This is a genomic window from Acidobacteriota bacterium (genome assembly GCA_016700075.1).
Lineage (GTDB): Bacteria > Acidobacteriota > Blastocatellia > Pyrinomonadales > Pyrinomonadaceae > OLB17.
Map to the genome: position 1 here is coordinate 2975027 of CP065000.1, position 19652 is coordinate 2994678.

At 54.6% G+C, this 19652-nt stretch carries 12 protein-coding genes; 11 read left to right on the plus strand and 1 reads right to left on the minus strand.

The genetic code is table 11. The features are described 5' to 3' along the window. Positions 1-49: 49 nt before the first annotated feature. The 6 genes from IPM50_13485 to IPM50_13510 all read left to right on the plus strand — a co-directional run bounded on the left by IPM50_13485 (position 50) and on the right by IPM50_13510 (position 4512). On the plus strand, positions 50-751 hold the full coding sequence (locus IPM50_13485) for a 4-hydroxy-tetrahydrodipicolinate reductase (GenBank protein ID QQS32652.1): 702 nt from the start codon (positions 50-52) through the stop codon (positions 749-751). 16 nt (positions 752-767) lie between these two features. Then, positions 768-1193, plus strand: a complete 426-nt coding sequence (locus IPM50_13490) for a GxxExxY protein (GenBank protein QQS32653.1) — start codon at positions 768-770, stop codon at positions 1191-1193. A 63-nt stretch (positions 1194-1256) separates the two neighbouring features. Continuing rightward, the gene (locus IPM50_13495; protein ID QQS32654.1) at positions 1257-2150 is read left to right on the plus strand and encodes a 4-hydroxy-tetrahydrodipicolinate synthase; all 894 of its coding nucleotides are present in this window, start codon (positions 1257-1259) and stop codon (positions 2148-2150) included. A gap of 132 nt (positions 2151-2282) precedes the next feature. Then, the gene (locus tag IPM50_13500) at positions 2283-3113 is read left to right on the plus strand and encodes a 2,3,4,5-tetrahydropyridine-2,6-dicarboxylate N-succinyltransferase (GenBank protein QQS32655.1); all 831 of its coding nucleotides are present in this window, start codon (positions 2283-2285) and stop codon (positions 3111-3113) included. A gap of 44 nt (positions 3114-3157) precedes the next feature. After that, entirely contained in the window at positions 3158-3367 is a 210-nt protein-coding gene (locus IPM50_13505; protein QQS32656.1) for a hypothetical protein, read from the plus strand. After that, positions 3364-4512: a pyridoxal phosphate-dependent aminotransferase gene (locus IPM50_13510; GenBank protein QQS32657.1), complete on the plus strand. Its 1149-nt coding sequence runs from the start codon at positions 3364-3366 to the stop codon at positions 4510-4512. Before IPM50_13505 ends, IPM50_13510 begins: the two co-directional genes overlap by 4 nt. 1 nt (position 4513) lies before the next feature. Here the strand turns inward: IPM50_13510 and IPM50_13515 are convergent, their stop codons facing one another. Further along, the gene (locus IPM50_13515; protein QQS32658.1) at positions 4514-5749 is read right to left on the minus strand and encodes a winged helix-turn-helix domain-containing protein; all 1236 of its coding nucleotides are present in this window, start codon (positions 5747-5749) and stop codon (positions 4514-4516) included. Positions 5750-6123: 374 nt separating this feature from the next. On the opposite strand from IPM50_13515, the gene IPM50_13520 reads away from it, so the two are divergent. From IPM50_13520 to asd, 5 genes are all read left to right on the plus strand, one after another. Continuing rightward, positions 6124-7272, plus strand: coding sequence for a helix-turn-helix transcriptional regulator (locus tag IPM50_13520; GenBank protein QQS32659.1), 1149 nt, complete (start codon positions 6124-6126; stop codon positions 7270-7272). A 573-nt stretch (positions 7273-7845) separates the two neighbouring features. Next, a complete protein-coding gene (locus IPM50_13525; GenBank protein ID QQS32660.1) occupies positions 7846-12519 on the plus strand; it encodes a right-handed parallel beta-helix repeat-containing protein in 4674 nt (1557 codons plus the stop codon). 344 nt (positions 12520-12863) lie between these two features. After that, positions 12864-16685 carry a right-handed parallel beta-helix repeat-containing protein gene (locus IPM50_13530; GenBank protein ID QQS32661.1) on the plus strand — a complete coding sequence of 1274 codons (3822 nt, stop codon included), beginning with the start codon at positions 12864-12866 and terminating at the stop codon, positions 16683-16685. A 62-nt stretch (positions 16686-16747) separates the two neighbouring features. Further along, positions 16748-18481 (plus strand): carboxypeptidase regulatory-like domain-containing protein, encoded by a 1734-nt coding sequence (locus IPM50_13535; protein QQS32662.1) that lies wholly within the window; start codon positions 16748-16750, stop codon positions 18479-18481. A 126-nt stretch (positions 18482-18607) separates the two neighbouring features. Further along, positions 18608-19648 carry an aspartate-semialdehyde dehydrogenase gene (asd, locus tag IPM50_13540; protein ID QQS32663.1) on the plus strand — a complete coding sequence of 347 codons (1041 nt, stop codon included), beginning with the start codon at positions 18608-18610 and terminating at the stop codon, positions 19646-19648. Positions 19649-19652: the final 4 nt, after the last annotated feature.

Below are 19652 nucleotides of genomic sequence, written 5' to 3' on the forward strand. Positions count from 1 at the left end.
AAACAGGCCTCTCTGTGCCCGCTGTGGGCTCTGTGGTAAAACTTCATGTATGAAGCTTGCACTTATCGGTTATGGGGCGATGGGCAAATGCATCGAGCGGATCGCCATCGAACGCGGCCATGAAAAGGTCGTCATCGTGAACGAAAGCCACAGAGGCCTAGATCCGGAGCAGCTCGCAGAAACTCTCAAGATCGCTGATGTTGCCATCGATTTTTCTGCGGCTTCGGCCGTTCGGCGGAACGTGGAGGCCTGCATGCTGGCGGGGCTGCCGCTTGTCGAGGGCACGACCGGCTGGAACACCGAAAAGGAAGACATCGAAAAGCTCGTAGCGGATGGCCGCGGTGCCTTTGTTTTTGCGGCGAATTTTTCCATCGGCGTTAACCTCTTCTACCGCATCGTCGAACACGCGGCGGCGATGTTCGCAAAATTTCCGGAATACGAAGCTTTTATCGAAGAGCAACACCATTCCCGCAAACTTGACAGCCCGAGCGGCACGGCCCTCAAGATCAAAGAGCTAGCTGCAAAACACGTCGAAATTGGGGACATAGCGGCGACACGTGCGGGGAATATTCCGGGAACTCACACGCTTGGATTCGACGGCAAAGCCGATCAGATCACTCTCACCCACACCGCTCGCGGCCGCGAAGGCTTTGCTTTAGGCGCCGTCATGGCCGCGGAGTGGATCATTGGTAAGAAAGGAGTTTTTGACTTTGACGAGGTCATCGACGAGATCATTGCGTCAAAAATATAACCACAGATAAACACAAATGGACACAGATGAAGACAGCTTAGTTTTGACCGGAAACGCGGATCCTCATGTTGCGACATTGGGAGAGCTGAACCCGGTAACTGAAAAGATCATTGGCTGCGCTTATACGGTGAGTAACGGGTTGGGGGCTGGCTTTCTTGAGAAAGTTTATGAGAATGCACTCGCCCACGAAATGCGAAAAGGCGGACTTAAAGTGACCCAGCAACAGTCCTTTCGCGTGCTTTATGACAATGTTGAGGTCGGATACTATGAGGCTGACATCGTCGTCGAGGGAAAAGTGCTGGTTGAATTGAAGGCCGTGAGATCTCTTGATGAGGTACACAGGGCACAGTGCATGAACTATCTGCGGGCTAGTGGACTGAGGATCTGTTTACTTATCAACTTTGCGACACCCAGGATACAGATAAAACGAATTGCACGATGAAATGCCCTCTCTTATGTTTGTATCCGTGTTTATCTGTGTTCATCTGTGGTTAAATTCTAAATTATGACGCTACCAAGAGATTGGATACGAGGTGTGGGGACGGCTTTAGTGACGCCGTTTAGAAAGGACGGTTCTATCGACGAGGAGTGCTTCGTCTCGCTGGTCGAGCGGCAGATAAAGAACGGCGTAAAGCTGCTCGTGCCGTGCGGAACAACGGGCGAAAGCGTTACGATGAGCGAAGCCGAACGGATTCAGATCATCAAATTGACGGTTTCGACCGCACATAAACGCGGAGCAAAGGTCATCGCCGGCACTGGCGGCAACAACACTGCTGCGGCCATCGAATTCACGCGCAAGGCTCGCGAAACTGGTGCCGATGCGGCGTTGATCGTCGCTCCGTATTACAACAAGCCGACGCAGGCGGGAATGTTCGCCCATTTCTCGGAGATTGCAAAGAGCGTAAAGGGTTTTCCGATCATGCTCTACAACGTGCCTTCGCGAACGTCTTCAAATATCTCTGCAGAAACGACACTTCGGCTTGCCGATGCACACGAGAACATCGTCGCGACAAAAGAGGCGTCCGGGAATTTTTCCCAGGTGATGGAAATATTGGCGAAACGGCCCCGGAATTTCAAAGTGTTTTCCGGCGATGATGCGACGACGATACCGCTGATAGCGCTTGGCGCCGACGGCCTTGTTTCGGTGATTTCCAACGAAATGCCTAAAGAGACCACGAAAATGGTCGAGCACGCTCTGAACGGGTCATTTCATTTCGCACGCAAGATCCATTACAAACTGCTGCCGCTGATGGAGGCGAATTTCATCGAATCCTCGCCCGCCCCGTGCAAATTCGTGATGAAAGAAATGGGCCTGCTCGAAGAGAATCTAAGGCTTCCGCTCGTTCCTGTAAGTGAGGCCGCCAGAAAGACGTTGCGCGGGGCCATGCCCAATCAATAAGGCCGGCCACATAGGCCGTGTAACGGCCGCCAAGCATGTAGCCCACACCGTTTCGGTGTGGGATGGGAGGAACATTAACAATATCAGCTCGCATAGCGGGCGGCAGCAAGACAATGGAAGAGAATAAAAAGAATGCAATTACGCAGCCAGATCGAACAACTTTTTTCCAGATCTGAATTCACCTCGGACGACCGCGCGGTCTTCGAAGAATTCAAGACGGCGTTGCGAATCGGCGATATACGTTCTGCGGAAAGAGGCGACGACGGAGTTTGGCGAGCGAATTCATGGGTAAAACAGGGAATTCTGCTCGGGTTTCGGATGGGCAAGATGGTCGAGATCTCGAAGCCGACCGAGACGCTGCAATTTTTTGATAAAGACACATTTCCGCTCAGGCCAACTTCGCTGGAAGACAAGATCCGCATCGTTCCGGGCGGCTCAACGATCCGTGATGGCTCGTATGTTGCTGAAAATGTTGTACTTATGCCGCCGTGCTACATCAATGTCGGAGCATACGTTGACGAAGGGACGATGGTTGACAGCCACGCACTTGTCGGCTCGTGCGCTCAGATCGGAAAACGCGTTCACCTTTCTGCAGCGGCTCAGATAGGCGGCGTGCTCGAGCCTGTGAATGCAACGCCGGTGATCATTGAAGATGATGTTCTTGTCGGCGGGAACACCGGAGTTTACGAAGGAACCATCGTTCGAGAAGGTGCAGTTTTGGCAAGCGGTGTTATATTGACGCGCTCAACACCTGTATTCGACCTGCCGAATAACCGCGTCATCAAAGCTGAAGACGGCGGTTCGCTGGTGATACCTGCGGGAGCCGTCGTCGTGCAAGGTTCGCGTGCCGTGACCAACGATTTCGGCCGCGAGAACGGCCTGTCTATCTATTGCCCGATCATCGTCAAGTACCGCGACGAGCGAACCGATGCGGCAACAAAGCTGGAAGATTACCTTCGTTAGTGACGCTCTTTGCCGCCGAGCCTGAGAGGGGTAAAATTAAAATTATGGGACAAAATGAGACTCCTGAGAACAAGCCCGAGCACAGCATAAAGGAAAAGATCAGTGGCCTAGGTCAGAAGATCGTCGGTGAGATAGAAGAGATCGGCGGAGCCCTGACGGGCGATCCGCTGACGATCGCCGAGGGCGAACTCAACGTCGAGGTCGGTGATATCCGTGACGAGATGGAACACGAAGACGAAGAGGCTGATAAATGAGCGCGGTGAGCGAAAAGATGGACTTTGAACTTCCTCAGCGTATGCGCGGCCTTCAGCCGACGCTGATTCGTCAGTTTTTCGAGCGTGCACTGCCCGGCAGCATAAATTTCGGGCTTGGTGAGCCCGACCTGCCGACACCTGAATTCCTAAGAAGAGAGGCCTCCCGCGTTACGCTCGAGGAACAGAACGGCTACACATCGCATCCGGGAATTCCGGAGCTTCGCGACAAGATAGCCGAGCAATATCCGCATCTCAGCCTGCCGCGAACCGGCGTCGTCGTAACTTGCGGCTCCCAAGAGGCGATGACGGCGGCGTTCCTGTGTACTGTTGACGCCGGCGACGAGGTGCTGCTGCCCGATCCGAGTTTTCCGGCCTATGATGCGTGCGTGCGGATCTCGCAGGGCGAGCCGATCTATTACAGAATGCCCGCTGAAAAGGATTTCGCTTTCGATTTAGACGAATTTCGTGCCCGCATCACGCCGAAAACAAAGGCCGCGGTCGTCATTTCGCCGTCAAATCCGACAGGCAAGATACTCACCGAGCAGAATTTTCGCGACATCGCAGAGGCTCTTGAAGGGACGGGAATTTGGCTGATCTCTGATGAGATCTACAGCGATCTTTATTTCAACGAGCGGCCGCATTCGGCGAGCGAGTTTTACGACCGCACGATCATTGTCAGCGGCCTCTCAAAATCGCTCTCGATGACCGGCTGGCGGCTGGGTTGGGCGGCGTGCAAGGACGCGGACCTGATCAACGCTATTCAGGTGCTGCACGGTTTTTTGACCGTTTGCACATCGACGATCACGCAAAAAGCGTCACTCATCGCGTGGACGGACGAGGCGGAGCAGGCCAAGGAACATGCCCGCGATGTCTATCGCGAACGCGGCCGTTTTCTTGTCGATCTGTTTGAAAAGGAATTGGGGCTGCACGCCACTTCGCCTGAGGGTGCGTTTTACACGATGCTTGACGTTCGCCCCATAGGAGATGATCTGGAGGTCGCCGAAAAGTGCCTGCAAAACCGCGTCATCACGGTACCGGGAGTCGCATTCGGTAATGAGGCGAAAGGCTTCCTGCGCATCTCTTTCTGTAACACCCAAGAACGTATGACCGAAGGCGTCGCCCGTATGAAGCAGGCTCTTTTGTGAGCTAAGGTATTTTGAACGTCAATGGCTTGGAGGGTGAGGAATCACCGTTCTTTGCTGTGATCTCGTATTCGCCGGGTGCTAGTTCGATCGGGATATTCCAGATCGCTTCCGAGGTCATCGACGCCCTGTCCCTGAGTGTGAAGTTCTCGACGCGACACGGCCGGGTCAGTGTGCAATCAGGGCCGAATATATCAAAATAGATCGTCAACGGCTCAAAATCGGAGCCGACGACGCTAGCCAGCCAGCCGCCGTTCTTGTTCGGTGCGATCTCAATGGATGTCAATTGAGGGACAGGCCGGACCGTTCTTGCGGTGGTCGATCTTTCGATCAGCCATCGGCCATTCACCTTTCTTAGCACATAATCAACAAAGTACGGGCCTACGGTCTTCTTTCTTGAGATATTTCCGTCCTTAGTTATGTCGTCGAGCGACCATTTTTCGAAGGTTCTTACTGTTGCTGCATCACGGCCGTTGTTTAACTCGACCTTGTCAAATTCGAACGTCAAACACTCGGTCTGTTCACCGTAATAGCGGCCTTCCGCCAATAGTTTTTTCACGGTTTGCCTGATCCGGCTGCGGTCAAAATTTGCCTGGCCTTCGCTTTCGGAAAGCCAGTATCGGTCAAGCATCTCTTCGGTAAAATCGCTGGGGTCGCGATACATCACCAACGATTCGAACATCTGCGAATCTTTCACCACACGTTTTACGTCCTCAACGTCGTCCGTTCGGCTGAAATTCCAGAATGATGCGGTTACCGCAGCAACTGCGATGACCGCCAACACCAGATATGTCCACACGTATCTCTTCTTTGAACTGGCGGTTGAGAACCGACTATGGTCGTCAATTGTACGGGGAGTTTCAGGGACGATTCCCGACGAGAGTGCAAAGGTTGTTGTTTCAGGAGCCGTTACTACTTCATAGACAAATCTATATCCGCGGCCCTTTAGAGTTTCAATGTAGGCATTTTCGGCGTCGAAAGCAGCGAGTGTCTTCCTGAGTCTGCTGACATACTGATTTACACGTGTCGATGTCGCTCCGTGCGGGTTGTCGGACCAAACGATATCAATTATTTCTTCGTGACTGACCGGATCGCCGGCGCGGGAAAGGAGAACCGCTAAAACCTGCAGCGATCTCTTCTCGGCTTCTTTGACGATCGCCCCGTCGTGATACAGAACCAGCCTGTCGGCGTCGAAAACAAACCGTCCAAATGAGTAGAGCTTATCGGTGAGAGGCTCCATTAGAGGGAAAACTGCAGGTCACATAAAATTCATATTAAATACATTTTAAATTCATTGACTATCCGCGTCGTTGGTATAGGCTGAAAGCACGATATTTCCCGAGCCTGCACCATCGGAAAACAAGTAGCGATATCAGCAGAAAAGAGTGTAGCACCAACTGCGAAAATTCGGAATTGAAAATTCTTTTCACAGTCAGGAAATGTCGACAGGTGAAAAAAATGAAGAAGATGAAAAAAATCTGACACAAATTGGTTCGATCTCCTGCGTTATTAATACGAGGGGCGAAATACGCATACGTTCTGTCGTCAATCAAAGTGATATAGTTGACCTATCCCGATCTTGAGGCAGTTGGCTGCAAATAAGCAGCGGATCTTATGGAAAACGAGATCGTAAAAACGATCAGCGCGATATACGATGCGGCGTACGATGAAACGCCGGATTCGTGGGTGATAGTGTGCGAAAAGATCGACGGCCTCCTAGATGCCGAGAACGGCGGTGTTACCGTTCTCGATACGGTGCAAAAGGAGATCTCTGTGGTCGGGAGCCGTATGGACCCGGAGCTCTTAGCCCAATATGTCGAGCACTACCAATATAGAAATCCAATTCAGGACCGCATTGCCGGATTAAGAAGCGGGGGACGCTTTAATCGGGCGGAAGCAATAGCTGACGAAGATTTTGAAAAGCTGGAGATCACCAACGAATTCTTTTCAAAAGGCAGGATATTTCATTTCGAATATCGTGTGATCGCAGCCCCGGATGATCTGCATGCGGCGATCCAGTTCAGCCGACCGCGCGGACGCGGGAATTTTGCAAAGAAAGACCTGGAATTGATGGATCTGCTGATGCCGCATCTCGGCAGGGCATTCGGGATCCATTTCAATTTCCTCAAAGCAAAGCAGGAGCGGTCGATACTTGCAGAGGTGCTCGACAGAATGCCGCGCGGGGTCTTTGTCGTTAACGAGGCAAGAAAGGTGCTCTATTCGAACACCAGCGGCAACTCAATATTGACGGACGGCGACGGCATCTATATAAATCGCCGCGGCGGCATTTCAGTCCGAAACAACTCGGACCACAAACGGTTCAAGGCGGCACTTGCCGGTGTTTTTACGTCACCCGGTATCAATAGCGGCTGGGCGGCAACGATCAGGCTGAACCGCGGAACGGGCAAGCGTCCGCTTGAACTGCTGTTAGCAAAATGCACAAAGGGCGATTGCGACCAATTCGGTACCGGTGAAAAGGCGATCATATTTGTCTCGGACCCCGAATCGAAACGCGTATCGGTGGCAGATGTGCTTTGCCGGCTTTACGGCCTGACCAGGTCCGAGGCAAGGATCGCGGGAATGATCGCGGACGGTATGTCAATGGCTGATATATCCGACGAATTGTGCATTGCGGAAAGTACCGTCAAAACGCACCTAAAGCGAATATTTTCAAAAACAGATACGCGGCGGCAGAGTGAGCTTGCCAAGCTCGTTTTGCTCGGACCGGCGTCGCTGAGGTTCGACGGCGAAAGAAAAGTTTGAAAAATACCCCATATGGGTGACGACAGCAGACGCTGTTAATGTAATAATTTCTCGGTTCAACCAATATAACCGAACGATCTCGGGCCGGCGTCGTTATCAATTTTGATAACGGAACATTAGGGGGGAACGCCGGCCCGCCTCCACCAAGCGGTGAAGGGGCGAAAGGTTAAAATGCGATGCTCGGGCGGTTCAACGCCCGTTGCGGCATCGCCGTCGGCGGGGTTGCCGATGAATTGGAAAGTTTGACAGGGGGAAAAGTTGAGCGGGAACTAAAAACCCGGCAGGTGGTATCAGGCACCTGCCGGGCCGCGGTTCACGACTCGAAACGGTCCGTCCCAAGCGTGCTTCCGACAAAGCTAACCTTAGGGCATACCGTTTCATAAAGCAACAACAATTTAACGCGAATTCGCATCCCCGTCGATGCCTCGTCATAAAGGCTGACACTCTCCTCGACAGGTCAGTGCCGGGATGTGTGAATTCGAAGCGGGATCACCGCCGGACTGGCGGCCTACGGGTCGGCGCAGATGGTGAAAAAAGGTGATCTGATCTTGCTACGAAAGAGGAGCTAAAGGTATGTCATTGGAGAAGATATTTGGTTCATATAGGAAGCTTTTTGCCGGGCACACACGTGCTGCAACACGCACGGGTGCCCGCCGTGTAATGGCGGTCGCCGCCATTCTCGCCGTTTCGGTCGCCGCGTCGTTCGTCGTCGCAGGCACCACCAACGCCGGCGGGTTCACTTCGGAATTGGTCGGCAAACTGACCGGCGGATTCGGTCTGTTCAACTCGGCACCGCCCGCCGCGATGGCTACGACTGTGGTCGTCCGTCCGGAATCGCCAGACGGTTGGACATATGTCACCGAGAGTGGCAGTCCGACCGGCAGCCTCGTAACGGGTCCCGGAACGCCTCCGCTTGGGATTGGCAGTGCACAATTTGGACTTAGCGCAGGCGCCGACGGCCGATATCTAGGTCGAGCAGGCTTTCTTGGCACGCCGTTGACCGCGATCACATCGATCTCTTACAGCACATATCGCACATCCGGTACCGATCCCGCGTATGCGGCAGCATTCAGTTTTAATGTCGACTTTGACTTGACAGATTTAAATACCGGTTGGCAGGGACGATTGACCTATGAACCTTACTTCACGGAAACAGTAACGACCGGAGCCTGGCAAACCTGGAATCCAATGGCCGGAAAGTGGGTATTTTCGCAAGCCCCGGGCAACGCAGTTTGTCCGATGGCTGCGCCTTGCACATGGGCTCAGGTTCTCACAGCATATCCAAACGCAGGTATTCATCCGACCTTTGGGGCGGTTGGCTTCAAAGCCGGAAGTGGTTGGGGTGGATTCGATGGCAACGTTGATTCGTTCACGCTGGGCATTAGCGGCAATGAAACGACATGGGATTTCGAGCCGAGCCAGTACATCGTGGTTGACGACGATGGTGCAGGATCGATCACCGATTGCGACGCCCCGACACCGGCAAGCACGACTTTGGCCGGTGCCCTATCTGTAGCCAATCCGGGCGATACGATCCGCGTTTGCCCCGGAACGTATGCTCAGGCATCAACACTCAATATAAATGTCCCCGGCGTAACCATCCTCGGCGTTGGTCCGGGCAAGCCAAAGGTACAAGTAGCCAGCGCGATCGGGAACGGCCTGAATATATCGGCGAACGGCGTCACGATCGACAATTTAGAGATAGAAAAGACCGACCTGCCGAATCAGACAGTTGTTTACATCGGTGCGAACAATTTCACGATCCAAAACAGCAACATCTACGGCCCGAACCCGGGATCACCTTGGAGCGTCAACGGTATTACGAGCCGAGCCTTTGTTGGCCAGGCGGGCATTACCGGCTTCAACATCAACAACAACACGATCTCTCACCTCAGACAGCCTGGCTATTTCAGCGGAGCGTTTGACGTCGCGATCGGGTCGATCACGAACAACGACGTATCAGGAACCCGCGGATGGGTCGTTGAAGGCGGCAACATTACATTCTCCGGCAACTCATGGGGAGCCCCTCAGAATCAGGGTTGTGATATCGCTGTGTTAGGCACAGTTTGGATCAATCCAGCGTTTTATCAGCCTCATCTGGCTCTGAGCACCGCAAACAACAACGCGTTTCTTTGCATGCAGTATGGAGGCGGCGAGGACGGCCGTGCTATCGCTCATGTAAGTAGTTCGGCAGGGCCGGGCGGCAACGGCAGTGCAGCGGAGAACTATCAGAGCATCAACGCTGCGATACCGGGCACACTGATCGGCGGAACGGTCCAGGTCGGTGCCGGCGGATACAACGAAGATGTTTTGATCAACAAATCGGTCAAGGTTCTCGGAGCCGGACAGGCATCTACGACCATCACCGGTCCGATCGGTGGCGACGGTGCTACAGTAAGGATCTCTGCAAACAATGTTGAGCTTGCCGGTTTCACGATCACCCGAGCGGGAAACAATACGACCGACTGGAACAACGCCGGCCTCAATTTCGCGGGAATCGCAGCCATAGGTCCGGCTATTACCGGAGCGAACATTCACGACAACCGCATTACCGGTAACAGGACCGGTATCGATTTTAACAACACGAGCGGACATACGTTCCACCGAAATGTGATCACGAACAACCGAACCGGCTTGTTTTTCCGTAATCAGACGGACAATCTGACGGTCACTGAGAACGAGATCACTAATAACTGGACGGTTGGCGTACTGTTCTTGGATGCAAGCGGCGGAACGAACGTACCTGTTCAGACCGCTCTGGATTCGACGTTTACTAACAACAACATAAGCGGTAACTGGTACGGTCAGATCGTTGATCGTCAGACGGGCGGCTCGCTGCCCGCACCCGGAGCTAATCTGAAGAATTTCAGCGGCAACTGGATCGGAACTACAACACCGACGATAGTTGCGGTGAACAGCACAGAGCCGGGCTACTCGGCACAGATTCCCTTAGCATTCGGCGGTAGTGCAGTTCCTCCCGTTGCCCCGCAGCCGACGCTGGCAGGCGAAGCCTCTGCGAACCTCGATTTCAGCCCGTTCCTCAACTCGAACACTGACACGAGTGCCGCATACGGCTTCCAGGGCAGCTTTAGTGCTCTGAATATCTCGGCGGTCAGCCCGCAGGCAGCTCCGGGCGGCGCGAGCAATATTCAGGAAGGCATCGACGCGGTTTCGTCGGGCGGCACGCTGAATATCGGTTCTGGAACCTATGCCGGCAATGTCAATGTGAACAAGGCCCTGCATATCAAGGGCACGTTCACTGTGACGGGATCGTTCACCACGAGCGCCGCAGGCGTTCAGGTGAGCCCAGGAACAAGCCCGGGCATCATCAATACCGGCAACCTCTCGCTCGGTTCTGACACAACGGTCAATATTGAGCTGAACGGCCCGACGGTCGGAACGCAGTATGACCAGCTCAACGTCACGGGAACCGTCAGCATCGCTTCGAATGTGAACCTGAACGTGACCACAGGCTATACGCCGACCATCGGGACCGTCTTCACCATCGTCAACAACGACGGTGCGGACCCTGTCAGCGGCACGTTCTTTGAGATGCCTGAGGGAACCGTGTTCTATGTCGGTCCGACACCGCTGAGGATCAGCTACGTCGGCGGGACCGGCAATGACATCACACTGACGGCTGTCAGCCTGTGCAACGCGGTCTCGATACCGACGACGTATGAAGTGCTGACCGGCAACACTGTCGTGGTAGATGTGAATGTGGACGATACGACCGGCAACGGCCTGATATCCACGGACTTCACGCTGAACTACGATCCGTCGGTGATCACGTTCAATGCGTTCAGCCTCGGCACCGTTACCGCAGGCAGCGGCACTTACGTGAACTCGTCAATACCGGGCGTCCTTGTGGTGTCGATCTACAGCGGAACGCCGTGGTCAGGAGCCGGTTCGCTGGCGTCGATCACGTTCAACGCGGTCGGCCTGCCGGGATCGTCAAGTGCGGTTGCTTTCACGAGCTTTAAGTTCAACGAAGGCACGCCTTGCATCTCGACGTCGAACGGCCTTGTAACCGTCATCGGCGGAACCATTACGGGCAAAGTCACATACGGTAACGCTCTCGTCGGCCCCACACCGCCGCGTTACATTCCGGATACGGTCATCACGGGCTCAGGCTCGCCGATCGTAACCGCGAACTCCGACACGTCGGGCGAGTATACGCTCAGCGGCTTCGGACCGGGATCATATACGCGTTCTGCATCGAAGACCGGCGGTGTTGCAGGAGCCATCAGTGCATTCGACGCGGCAGCGGTATCGCAATACGTCGTTGGCCTGATCTCACTCTCGGGCAACCAGCAGACGGTCGCGGACGTCAGCGGAGCGGGCGGCATCACGTCGTTCGACGCTGCGCTGATCGCTCGCTACTCTGCGCTGCTACCGGGAACCGGCAACACCGGCAACTGGATCTTTACGCCGACCAGCTACGGCCCGTCCACGGTGTACTCGAACATCACGGACGAGGACTATGTCGGCCTGCTAATGGGCGACGTCACAGGAAACTGGGGACCGTTGGGCCCGTATTCGTTCGGCCTGCCCGCACCGGGCTCGCGTCAGGATGAGGCACGGCCTGCGATGGTCAAGGCACCCGTCATCACTGCGAATCCGGACTCGACGTTCGAGGTTCCGGTGACGATCCGCGGTGCTGTGGGCAGAGGCGTAGTTGCTTACAACTTCGAGTTGTCCTACGACCCGAACGTCGTTCGTCCGCTGGAGAATCCCGTAACTGTGGATGACACGGTCTCGGGCGGCCTGACGGTCGTATCGAACGCCGAGGGCGGAGTTCTCCGCGTGGCAGCGTTCGGTGTGGCACCTATCGATCAGGACGGTGTTCTGATCAAGGTGCGTTTCCGTGCAGTAGGCACACCGGGCTCCTCGACACACCTCAGTTGGGACAATGTGTTCCTGAACGAGGACATGAACGGAGCAACGGGTGTTGACGGCAGCATTCGGATCAAATCGCCGCACGCCGACGAGGTCGAGACGGAGCTTTCGGGCCGAGTGATGACCGCGACAGGCGAGCGCATAGCAAAAGCAGCGGTAACGATAACCGACCTTTCCGGCAACAGCATTGTTGTCTATACGGACAGGTCGGGTGTGTTTACCATCCCGAACGTTGAATACGGCCAGACGTACAACGTGACGGTAGCTAACACCCGTTACACATTCTTGCCGATCACGATCAGCATCAGTGACAGGGCCATCGGCCTTGACATTGTTGCCGAACCGTAGACGACCATCGGCAACCAGGCAGGGGACCACGTGTCCCCTGCCGATTTCACCCTTTAAGGATTGTCCTTGCGTTTCGATTCGACGGGACAATGTTTTGAAGATACGGAGGAACAACGATGACGGGATTTGTCTTGGTTTTAGACAGTCTCACATCACCTTTATCAGTTTGAGAAACAATTTATTGAAGCGAATTTCGCATCCCCGTCGATGCCTCGAAAACGAGGCTGACACTCTCCTCGATAGGTCTGTGCCGGGATGCATGAGTTCGATGACCAAAGCTCGGTTCGGCCTTTCCCGAAGCAAGTTCGTTGCGAGCAAATTTGTCTTGGAAAAGGAGAAGAATGATGACATCGATTTCTAACAGAATTGTTAGTTTATTTGTACTGGCAGTTTTTGTGTTTTGTGCCGCTTTTACCGCGTCGGCTCAGGTGATCAATTTTGAACCGCCGACATATTCGGTGGGAAATATCAACGGCCAAGATGGCTGGATGAAAACAGGGCCATATGACGCGGCTGTCGCTCCGTCGTCTGTAGTTGGTTTTGGGACCCAGAGCCTTAGGATGTCGAATGCTATTACATCCGGAAGTTTTGGTGATCAGACATTTGCACCGGCGATACCAAACGGTTCGGGGGAGACCTCGTCAACAAATGGTGTTTTTCCGATCGGCGTAAAACAGAACCGGTTCTCGGTTCAATTCAGTATTGCGTCAGTTATACCCGGATCTCAGCAAGCCGGGCTAAATATGACGGTTTCGCCGGACCGAGGAGACGGCTCGCGAATGAGTTTTCTCAGATTCGAGGATCAGGCCGACGGCATACATGTCATCTTTTTTGATTATCAGGACGTGGCTCCATTTGGCGTGAGTACGCCCGATCCCAATGGCTGTGGAACCGGGGATAATTTTGTTGGCTCGAATATTGCCACACTAAATAGGACACTCGCTCACACGATCAAGTTAGTGATCGATTTTGTCGATGGCCCTCGAAATGATGTCGTTAGAGTTTATGTCAATGGTGTTCTTGCTCATACAGGCACGAGTTGGGAAGACTATTACCGCTATTGCACAGAGTCATCACCGGAAAACAGCCCGAGAACGGTCAGAACAACGCTGTTTCGTTCCAGCGGCACTGCAGCTCCGGCTCATTCCGGGAACGGATTCTTTTTTGACAATATCCAGATGGGCCACGCCACGACTGTGGTAGATGACGATGGTATGGCGAGCTCTACAGACTGCGATGCTGCCGATCCAACATACTCATCGATCCAAGATGCCGTTACAGCGGCTTCTGCGGGCGACACGATCAAGGTCTGCCAGGGAACGTATGTCGAACAGATCGCAGTGCCCTCAGGCAAAAACAACCTGAATATAGTTGGTGCGAATGCGGGAATTCAAGGAAATGGCGTTCGCGGGCCTGAGTCGATCGTACAGGGCAACGGTGTTTCTAGCTCGCCATTCGCCGGTGTTTTCACGATCAGAGGCGACAATACGACCATAGACGGCTTCAGGGTTGAGGTGATCACGCCGCCTGTGTTGTCTAACGCACGAAACGGAATACGGATCTTCAGCGACAACTCCGTCGCTCAAAACAACGTTGTTGTTAATACATCAGCAACAGCAACTGGACCGTCCTATGGGGTCGCTATTCAAGGCACATCTGCTCTGGACCCTGCTGACGGTAATCAGGTACTAAGTAATCTCGTAAGAGATTTTACAAATTCCTCTGGTCACGGTATGAATATCGGCGGGCCTCCAACCAATCCAACTACCAATACCCTGATTGAGAACAATGAGGTTACAAATAATCGAAACGGTGTTTATGTTGACAGAGCCGACGGGACGATAGTACGAGGCAATCTGATCGTGAACAATTTGAGATCGGGAATAGTCGATTTTCAAAATGCCGTAATGACCACTTTGGTTGAGGGAAATACATTTGACGGCAACAACGTTATTGATGGCGGTGGAGCGGCCCTAAACCTATTCGGCAGCAGCACAACCGTAATTGGAAATCGGATAACAAACAACGCGGGTATCGCGGTGTGGCGCAGGCCGAATGGTGTATTTAGCGGTGTCTCGACAGTAAATTACAACCGCATAGTTGGAAACGGCACCGGAATTAACAATACCTTACCGGATGCGATGGATGCCGAAAACAACTGGTGGGGATGTAACTACGGCCCGGGAGCGACGGGAGCCGGCTGCTCAGGCACGACCAACGGTGTGACCGGTGCTGTTGATGCGGATCCGTGGCTGACGCTGACAACATCGGCGGCGCCGAGTTTTGTTACAGTTGGCGGAAACGCGACGGTAACGTCACCATTGACGATCAATTCGAACAACGTTGACACCTCGGGCGGCGGAAACATTCCTGACGGCACGCCTGCATCGTTCGGTGCAACGCTCGGAACCGTTCTTCCCACAAGCAGCACTACGTCGAGCGGCGTTACCTCGACGGTATTCACTGCCGGTATGACCGAAGGCGTTGGAAGTGCATCGACGACCGTCGATGGGCAGACAACGACCGTCAATATCCCGATCTACAATGCAACGTGTGCTCAGGTATCAATGCCTACCGATACCACGTTAACGGGCGTACCGATCACCGTTCCGATCGAAACCGATCTAATGACGGGACGCGACGCCATTTCGGCTGACTTTACGATCACGTATGATCCCGCGGTGCTTACGCTGCCCGGCGGGCCCGACTTCGGTGTGACCCTCGGGCCGGTAGGTGCCGGACGCGTACTGACGGTCAATCAGCCTTTTCTTGGCACGCTGATCATCTCAGTATTCGGCCCGGAGCCATTTACGGGCAACGGAGCCTTGGTCAATCTGAACTTCACCAATGTTCCGGGCCTGCCGTTCGACGTCAGTCCGATGAACTTCTCATCGTTCATGTACAACGAAGGCACACCGTGTAGCACCACCACCAACGGCAGCGTAACGGTCATCGGCGGTACCATCACGGGCAATGTCACATACGGCAACGCACTCGTCGGTCCCGCACCGCCGCGTTATATCAATAACGTGACCATCAGCGGTGCCGGTGCTCCGCCTGTGTTCACCACGACGGACACGAACGGCAACTACTCGCTGAGCGGCTTCGGCCCGGGCAGCTATACGCGTTCTGCATCGAAGACCGGCGGTATCCCGTCAGGCTCGATCAGTGCGTATGACTCATCGCTGATAGCACAGCATGTGGTTATGCTGATCACATTGTCGGCAAATCAGCAGATCGTAGCTGACGTCAGCGGAGCCGGCGGCATAACGTCGTTCGACGCCGCGTTGATCGCTCGTTATACGGTGCTGCTTCCTGATTTCGGTAATACCGGAAACTGGATATTCTCACCGACAAGCTACGGCCCGTCCACGGTGTATACCAACCTGACCGAGGACTACGTCGGGCTGCTCATGGGTGACGTTTCAGGCAATTGGAACCAACTCGCGTCAGAGCCGGGCGGCCTGTGGGACCCGCAGGGAGCACGAAATGACGAAGCCAGACGAGCAATGGTCAAGGCACCCGTGATCACGGCGAATCCGGACTCGACGTTCGAGGTTCCGGTGACGATCCGAGGTGCTGTGGGCAGAGGCGTGGTTGCTTACAACTTCGAGTTGTCCTACGACCCGAATGTCGTTCGTCCGCTGGAGAACCCTGTAACCGTGGATGACACCGTCTCGGGCGGCCTCACGGTCGTGTCGAACGCCGAGGGCGGAGTTCTCCGCGTGGCAGCGTTCGGTGTGGCACCTATCGATCAGGACGGCGTTCTCATCAAGGTGCGTTTCCGTGCAGTAGGCACACCGGGCTCCTCGACACACCTCAGTTGGGACAAGGTGTTCCTGAACGAGGACATGAACGGAGCGACGGGTGTTGACGGCAGCACTCGGATCAAATCGCCGCACGCCGACGAGGTCGAGACGGAGCTTTCGGGCCGAGTGATGACCGCGACGGGCGAGCGCATCGCAAAAGCAGCGGTAACGATAACCGACCTTTCCGGCAACAGCATTGTTGTCTATACGGACAGGTCGGGTGTGTTCACCATCCCGAACGTTGAATACGGCCAGACGTACAACGTGACGGTAGCTAACACCCGTTACACATTCTTGCCGATCACGATCAGCATCAGTGACAGGGCCATCGGCCTTGACATTGTCGCTGAACAATAGTCGGCAAAAAAACGGGGGCGGAGTTTATCCGCCCCCAAATTTTCCCAATTTACGGAGGTTTCATGAACCGTACTCAGAGACGGCCGGGCTTGTTTTACCGGCTGGCAACAAAGCTATATCCGACCCGAAATCGCGGGGCCGCGACGTCTATCGCGGCTTTCGTCGTTCCCGTGTTACTCGTTGCTGCGGCCTTGATCGCGGCTGACAGGAGTTCTGTAAGCGCACAGCAGGTGCCCGTGGTTGTGACCGCACCGATCATGACCGCATCGCCTGCGACGAGTTTTGACGCACCAGTAATGGTATCGGATACGACCGGGCTTAATATCTTGTCGTATCAGTTCGTCATGAACTATGATCCAACTGTCGTCACCTTGCAGAACCCGCCCGTCAGTTTTGCCGGCACACTGAGCAGCGGCATGGCACTTTTCTTTAATCCAATTGCCCCGGGCCAGCTATTGGTATCTGCATTTACAGCCGCACCTCCGCTAACCGGTTCAGGCGTGCTGTTCAACTTCAAGTTCAACGCGGTGGGGCCTATTGGCAGTTCGTCGCCGATCACTTGGGTATCGTTTCAATTTAACGAGCAGATACCTCAGGATCTGACTGTTGATGGGTTGATCACTATTAACGTTGCTCCCCAGATCCAATTCTCGTCGTCATCGTATATCGACGACGAGTCGCAGTCAGCAACTATAAGGGTCGTTCGAACAGGCGACTCTTCCGGAACGGCGTCGGTTGATCTGAATATGTCGGACGGTACAGCGACGGGTGGGCCGGCTTGTACTTCGGGCGTGGATTATATCAACACGCCCGTTACGCCGCTGAGCTTTGGCATTGGCGAAACTGCAAAAACCGTCTCGGTTCCACTGTGCGGCGACCTGCTGACGGATGCTTTCGAGACGGTCAACCTGTCTTTGACAAACATATCGGGTGCGGGTATCGGATCGCCAACGTCAGCGGTACTCACTATCAACGATACCGCGAATCAGTTTCGCAGTACGGTTCCGATCGACATCCTCCTCGGTTCACCCTCTGCACCGAATCCTTCGGCGATAAACGTCGTCGGCGGTCCGACGGTGATCGGTTCGATGCGTGTAAGTCTGTATGATGTGTCGCATGTCTTCCCTGACAACATCGATGTGCTGCTGGTCGGCCCGACAGGTGCGAAATATGTGCTGATGGCTGATACGGGCGGGCCTTTCGCTATAACCGATCCGCCGACCGTAACGCTGACATTCTCTGATATCGCAACGCAGACACTGCCTGATTCAGCAACGCTTTTCACAGACGCATTCAAGCCGACAAGTTGTGAAACGCCTGTACTCAACTTTGCTGCTCCTGCTCCTCTGGGGCCGTATGTTGAGCCGGGCTGTGTGTTAGCACGTCCTGTCGAACAGTCGATGTTCGGTGCCTTCGGACTGACCAATCCGAACGGCACGTGGCAGCTATTCGTCCGAGATGACGCGGGCCTACCTATTATGATGAATGTCAACGGCGTGATTGCCGGAGGCTGGGGACTAGAGTTCCTGCCGCCAACGTCTGCCGGTGTCGAGATATCGGGACGCGTTCTGACGTCCGACGGCCGCGGCATCAGGAACGCGACGGTTACCATAACGAGGCCGGACGGTTCGACGCGAACTGCAGTCAGCAGTACGTTCGGGTATTACCGATTTGACGGCATAGAGGCGGGCGAGTCCGTGGTCATCTCTGCAAATTCGCGTTCTTTCCGTTTCAAGCCGAGGGTCGTTCAAGTGTTTGACTCAATTTCGGACCTTGATCTGGTCGGTTTGGAATAACGATACCCTTCACCTAGAGTGCAAACTCTTGCGGGCGGCGTGCTAATCGCCGCCCGCTTTTTCGTCATCGCCCTGCGGTGTTCTTTTAATTTGACCCGACAGAAGTTAAACTCAAATCGAATCTTTATGAGCAAAAGATACAGGGTCGGCATTTTGGGCGCCACGGGCACGGTGGGACAGCGCTTCGTACAGCTGCTGGAAGGCCACCCGCAATTTGAGATAACGGCGATGGCGGCTTCAGATCGCTCTGCGGGCAAGCCTTACGCAGAGGCATGCGCGTGGAAGCTGCCGGGTGCGATGTCTGAAAGTGTGCGGGATCTGATCGTGCGGCCGATCGAACCGCCGCTCGACTGCGACATCGTATTTTCCAGTTTGCCCTCGTCGGCTGCCCGCGAGGCAGAAGAGGCCTTTGCACGTGCCGGCTATCCGGTCATTTCAAATTCATCCAGCTATCGAATGGATGAGGATATTCCGCTGCTGATGCCGGAAATAAATGCCGATCATCTCGGCCTGATCGACATTCAGCGGGAAAAACGCGGATTCGGCAAAGGATTTATCGTGACGAACCCGAACTGTGCGGTCGCCAGTTTTGCTCCGCCGCTTGCCGCTCTGCACCGGCGTTTCGGCGTCGAAGCCGCTATCGTCACCACGCTTCAGGCGATTTCCGGTGCGGGCTATCCCGGCGTCGCGTCGCTTGATATAACCGATAATGTGTTTCCATATATCGCCGGTGAAGAGCCTAAGGTCGAGACCGAGGCACAGAAACTGATCGGCACGTTCACAGGCATCGGCGTCCAAAAAGCCGATTTTACCATATCGGCGCAGTGTTTTCGTGTAAACGTGATCGACGGCCACACGGCGTCAGTTCGTGTAAAGCTCCGCGATGTGGGGACGCTGGAGGAGGTTGTCGCTTCAATGAGGGAATTCAGGTCATTGAGGCTGCATTCATCACCGGCGAATTTCATGGAGGTGACCGACGAACCGACACGTCCGCAGCCTCGCCTCGACCGCGATGCGGGCAGGGGAATGACGATCACGGTCGGCCGCGTGTTCCCGGACAATGTTTTTGATTACCGGTTCATAGCCCTCAGCCACAATACGGTACGCGGAGCGGCAGGTTCGGCTATTTTGAACGCCGAGCTTTTGATCGACCGCGGCGTCATATGACCTG

What these genes read in the sequence shown, in the direction of transcription:
- IPM50_13520 (QQS32659.1), top strand. Translation starts at nt 6,124, where the DNA reads ATGGAAAACGAGATCGTAAAAACGATCAGCGCGATATACGATGCGGCG.
- IPM50_13510 (QQS32657.1), top strand. Translation starts at nt 3,364, where the DNA reads ATGAGCGCGGTGAGCGAAAAGATGGACTTTGAACTTCCTCAGCGTATG.
- IPM50_13505 (QQS32656.1), top strand. Translation starts at nt 3,158, where the DNA reads ATGGGACAAAATGAGACTCCTGAGAACAAGCCCGAGCACAGCATAAAG.
- asd (QQS32663.1), top strand. Translation starts at nt 18,608, where the DNA reads ATGAGCAAAAGATACAGGGTCGGCATTTTGGGCGCCACGGGCACGGTG.
- IPM50_13490 (QQS32653.1), top strand. Translation starts at nt 768, where the DNA reads ATGGACACAGATGAAGACAGCTTAGTTTTGACCGGAAACGCGGATCCT.
- IPM50_13535 (QQS32662.1), top strand. Translation starts at nt 16,748, where the DNA reads ATGAACCGTACTCAGAGACGGCCGGGCTTGTTTTACCGGCTGGCAACA.
- IPM50_13515 (QQS32658.1), bottom strand. Translation starts at nt 5,749, where the DNA reads ATGGAGCCTCTCACCGATAAGCTCTACTCATTTGGACGGTTTGTTTTC.
- IPM50_13500 (QQS32655.1), top strand. Translation starts at nt 2,283, where the DNA reads ATGCAATTACGCAGCCAGATCGAACAACTTTTTTCCAGATCTGAATTC.
- IPM50_13525 (QQS32660.1), top strand. Translation starts at nt 7,846, where the DNA reads ATGTCATTGGAGAAGATATTTGGTTCATATAGGAAGCTTTTTGCCGGG.
- IPM50_13495 (QQS32654.1), top strand. Translation starts at nt 1,257, where the DNA reads ATGACGCTACCAAGAGATTGGATACGAGGTGTGGGGACGGCTTTAGTG.
- IPM50_13530 (QQS32661.1), top strand. Translation starts at nt 12,864, where the DNA reads ATGACATCGATTTCTAACAGAATTGTTAGTTTATTTGTACTGGCAGTT.
- IPM50_13485 (QQS32652.1), top strand. Translation starts at nt 50, where the DNA reads ATGAAGCTTGCACTTATCGGTTATGGGGCGATGGGCAAATGCATCGAG.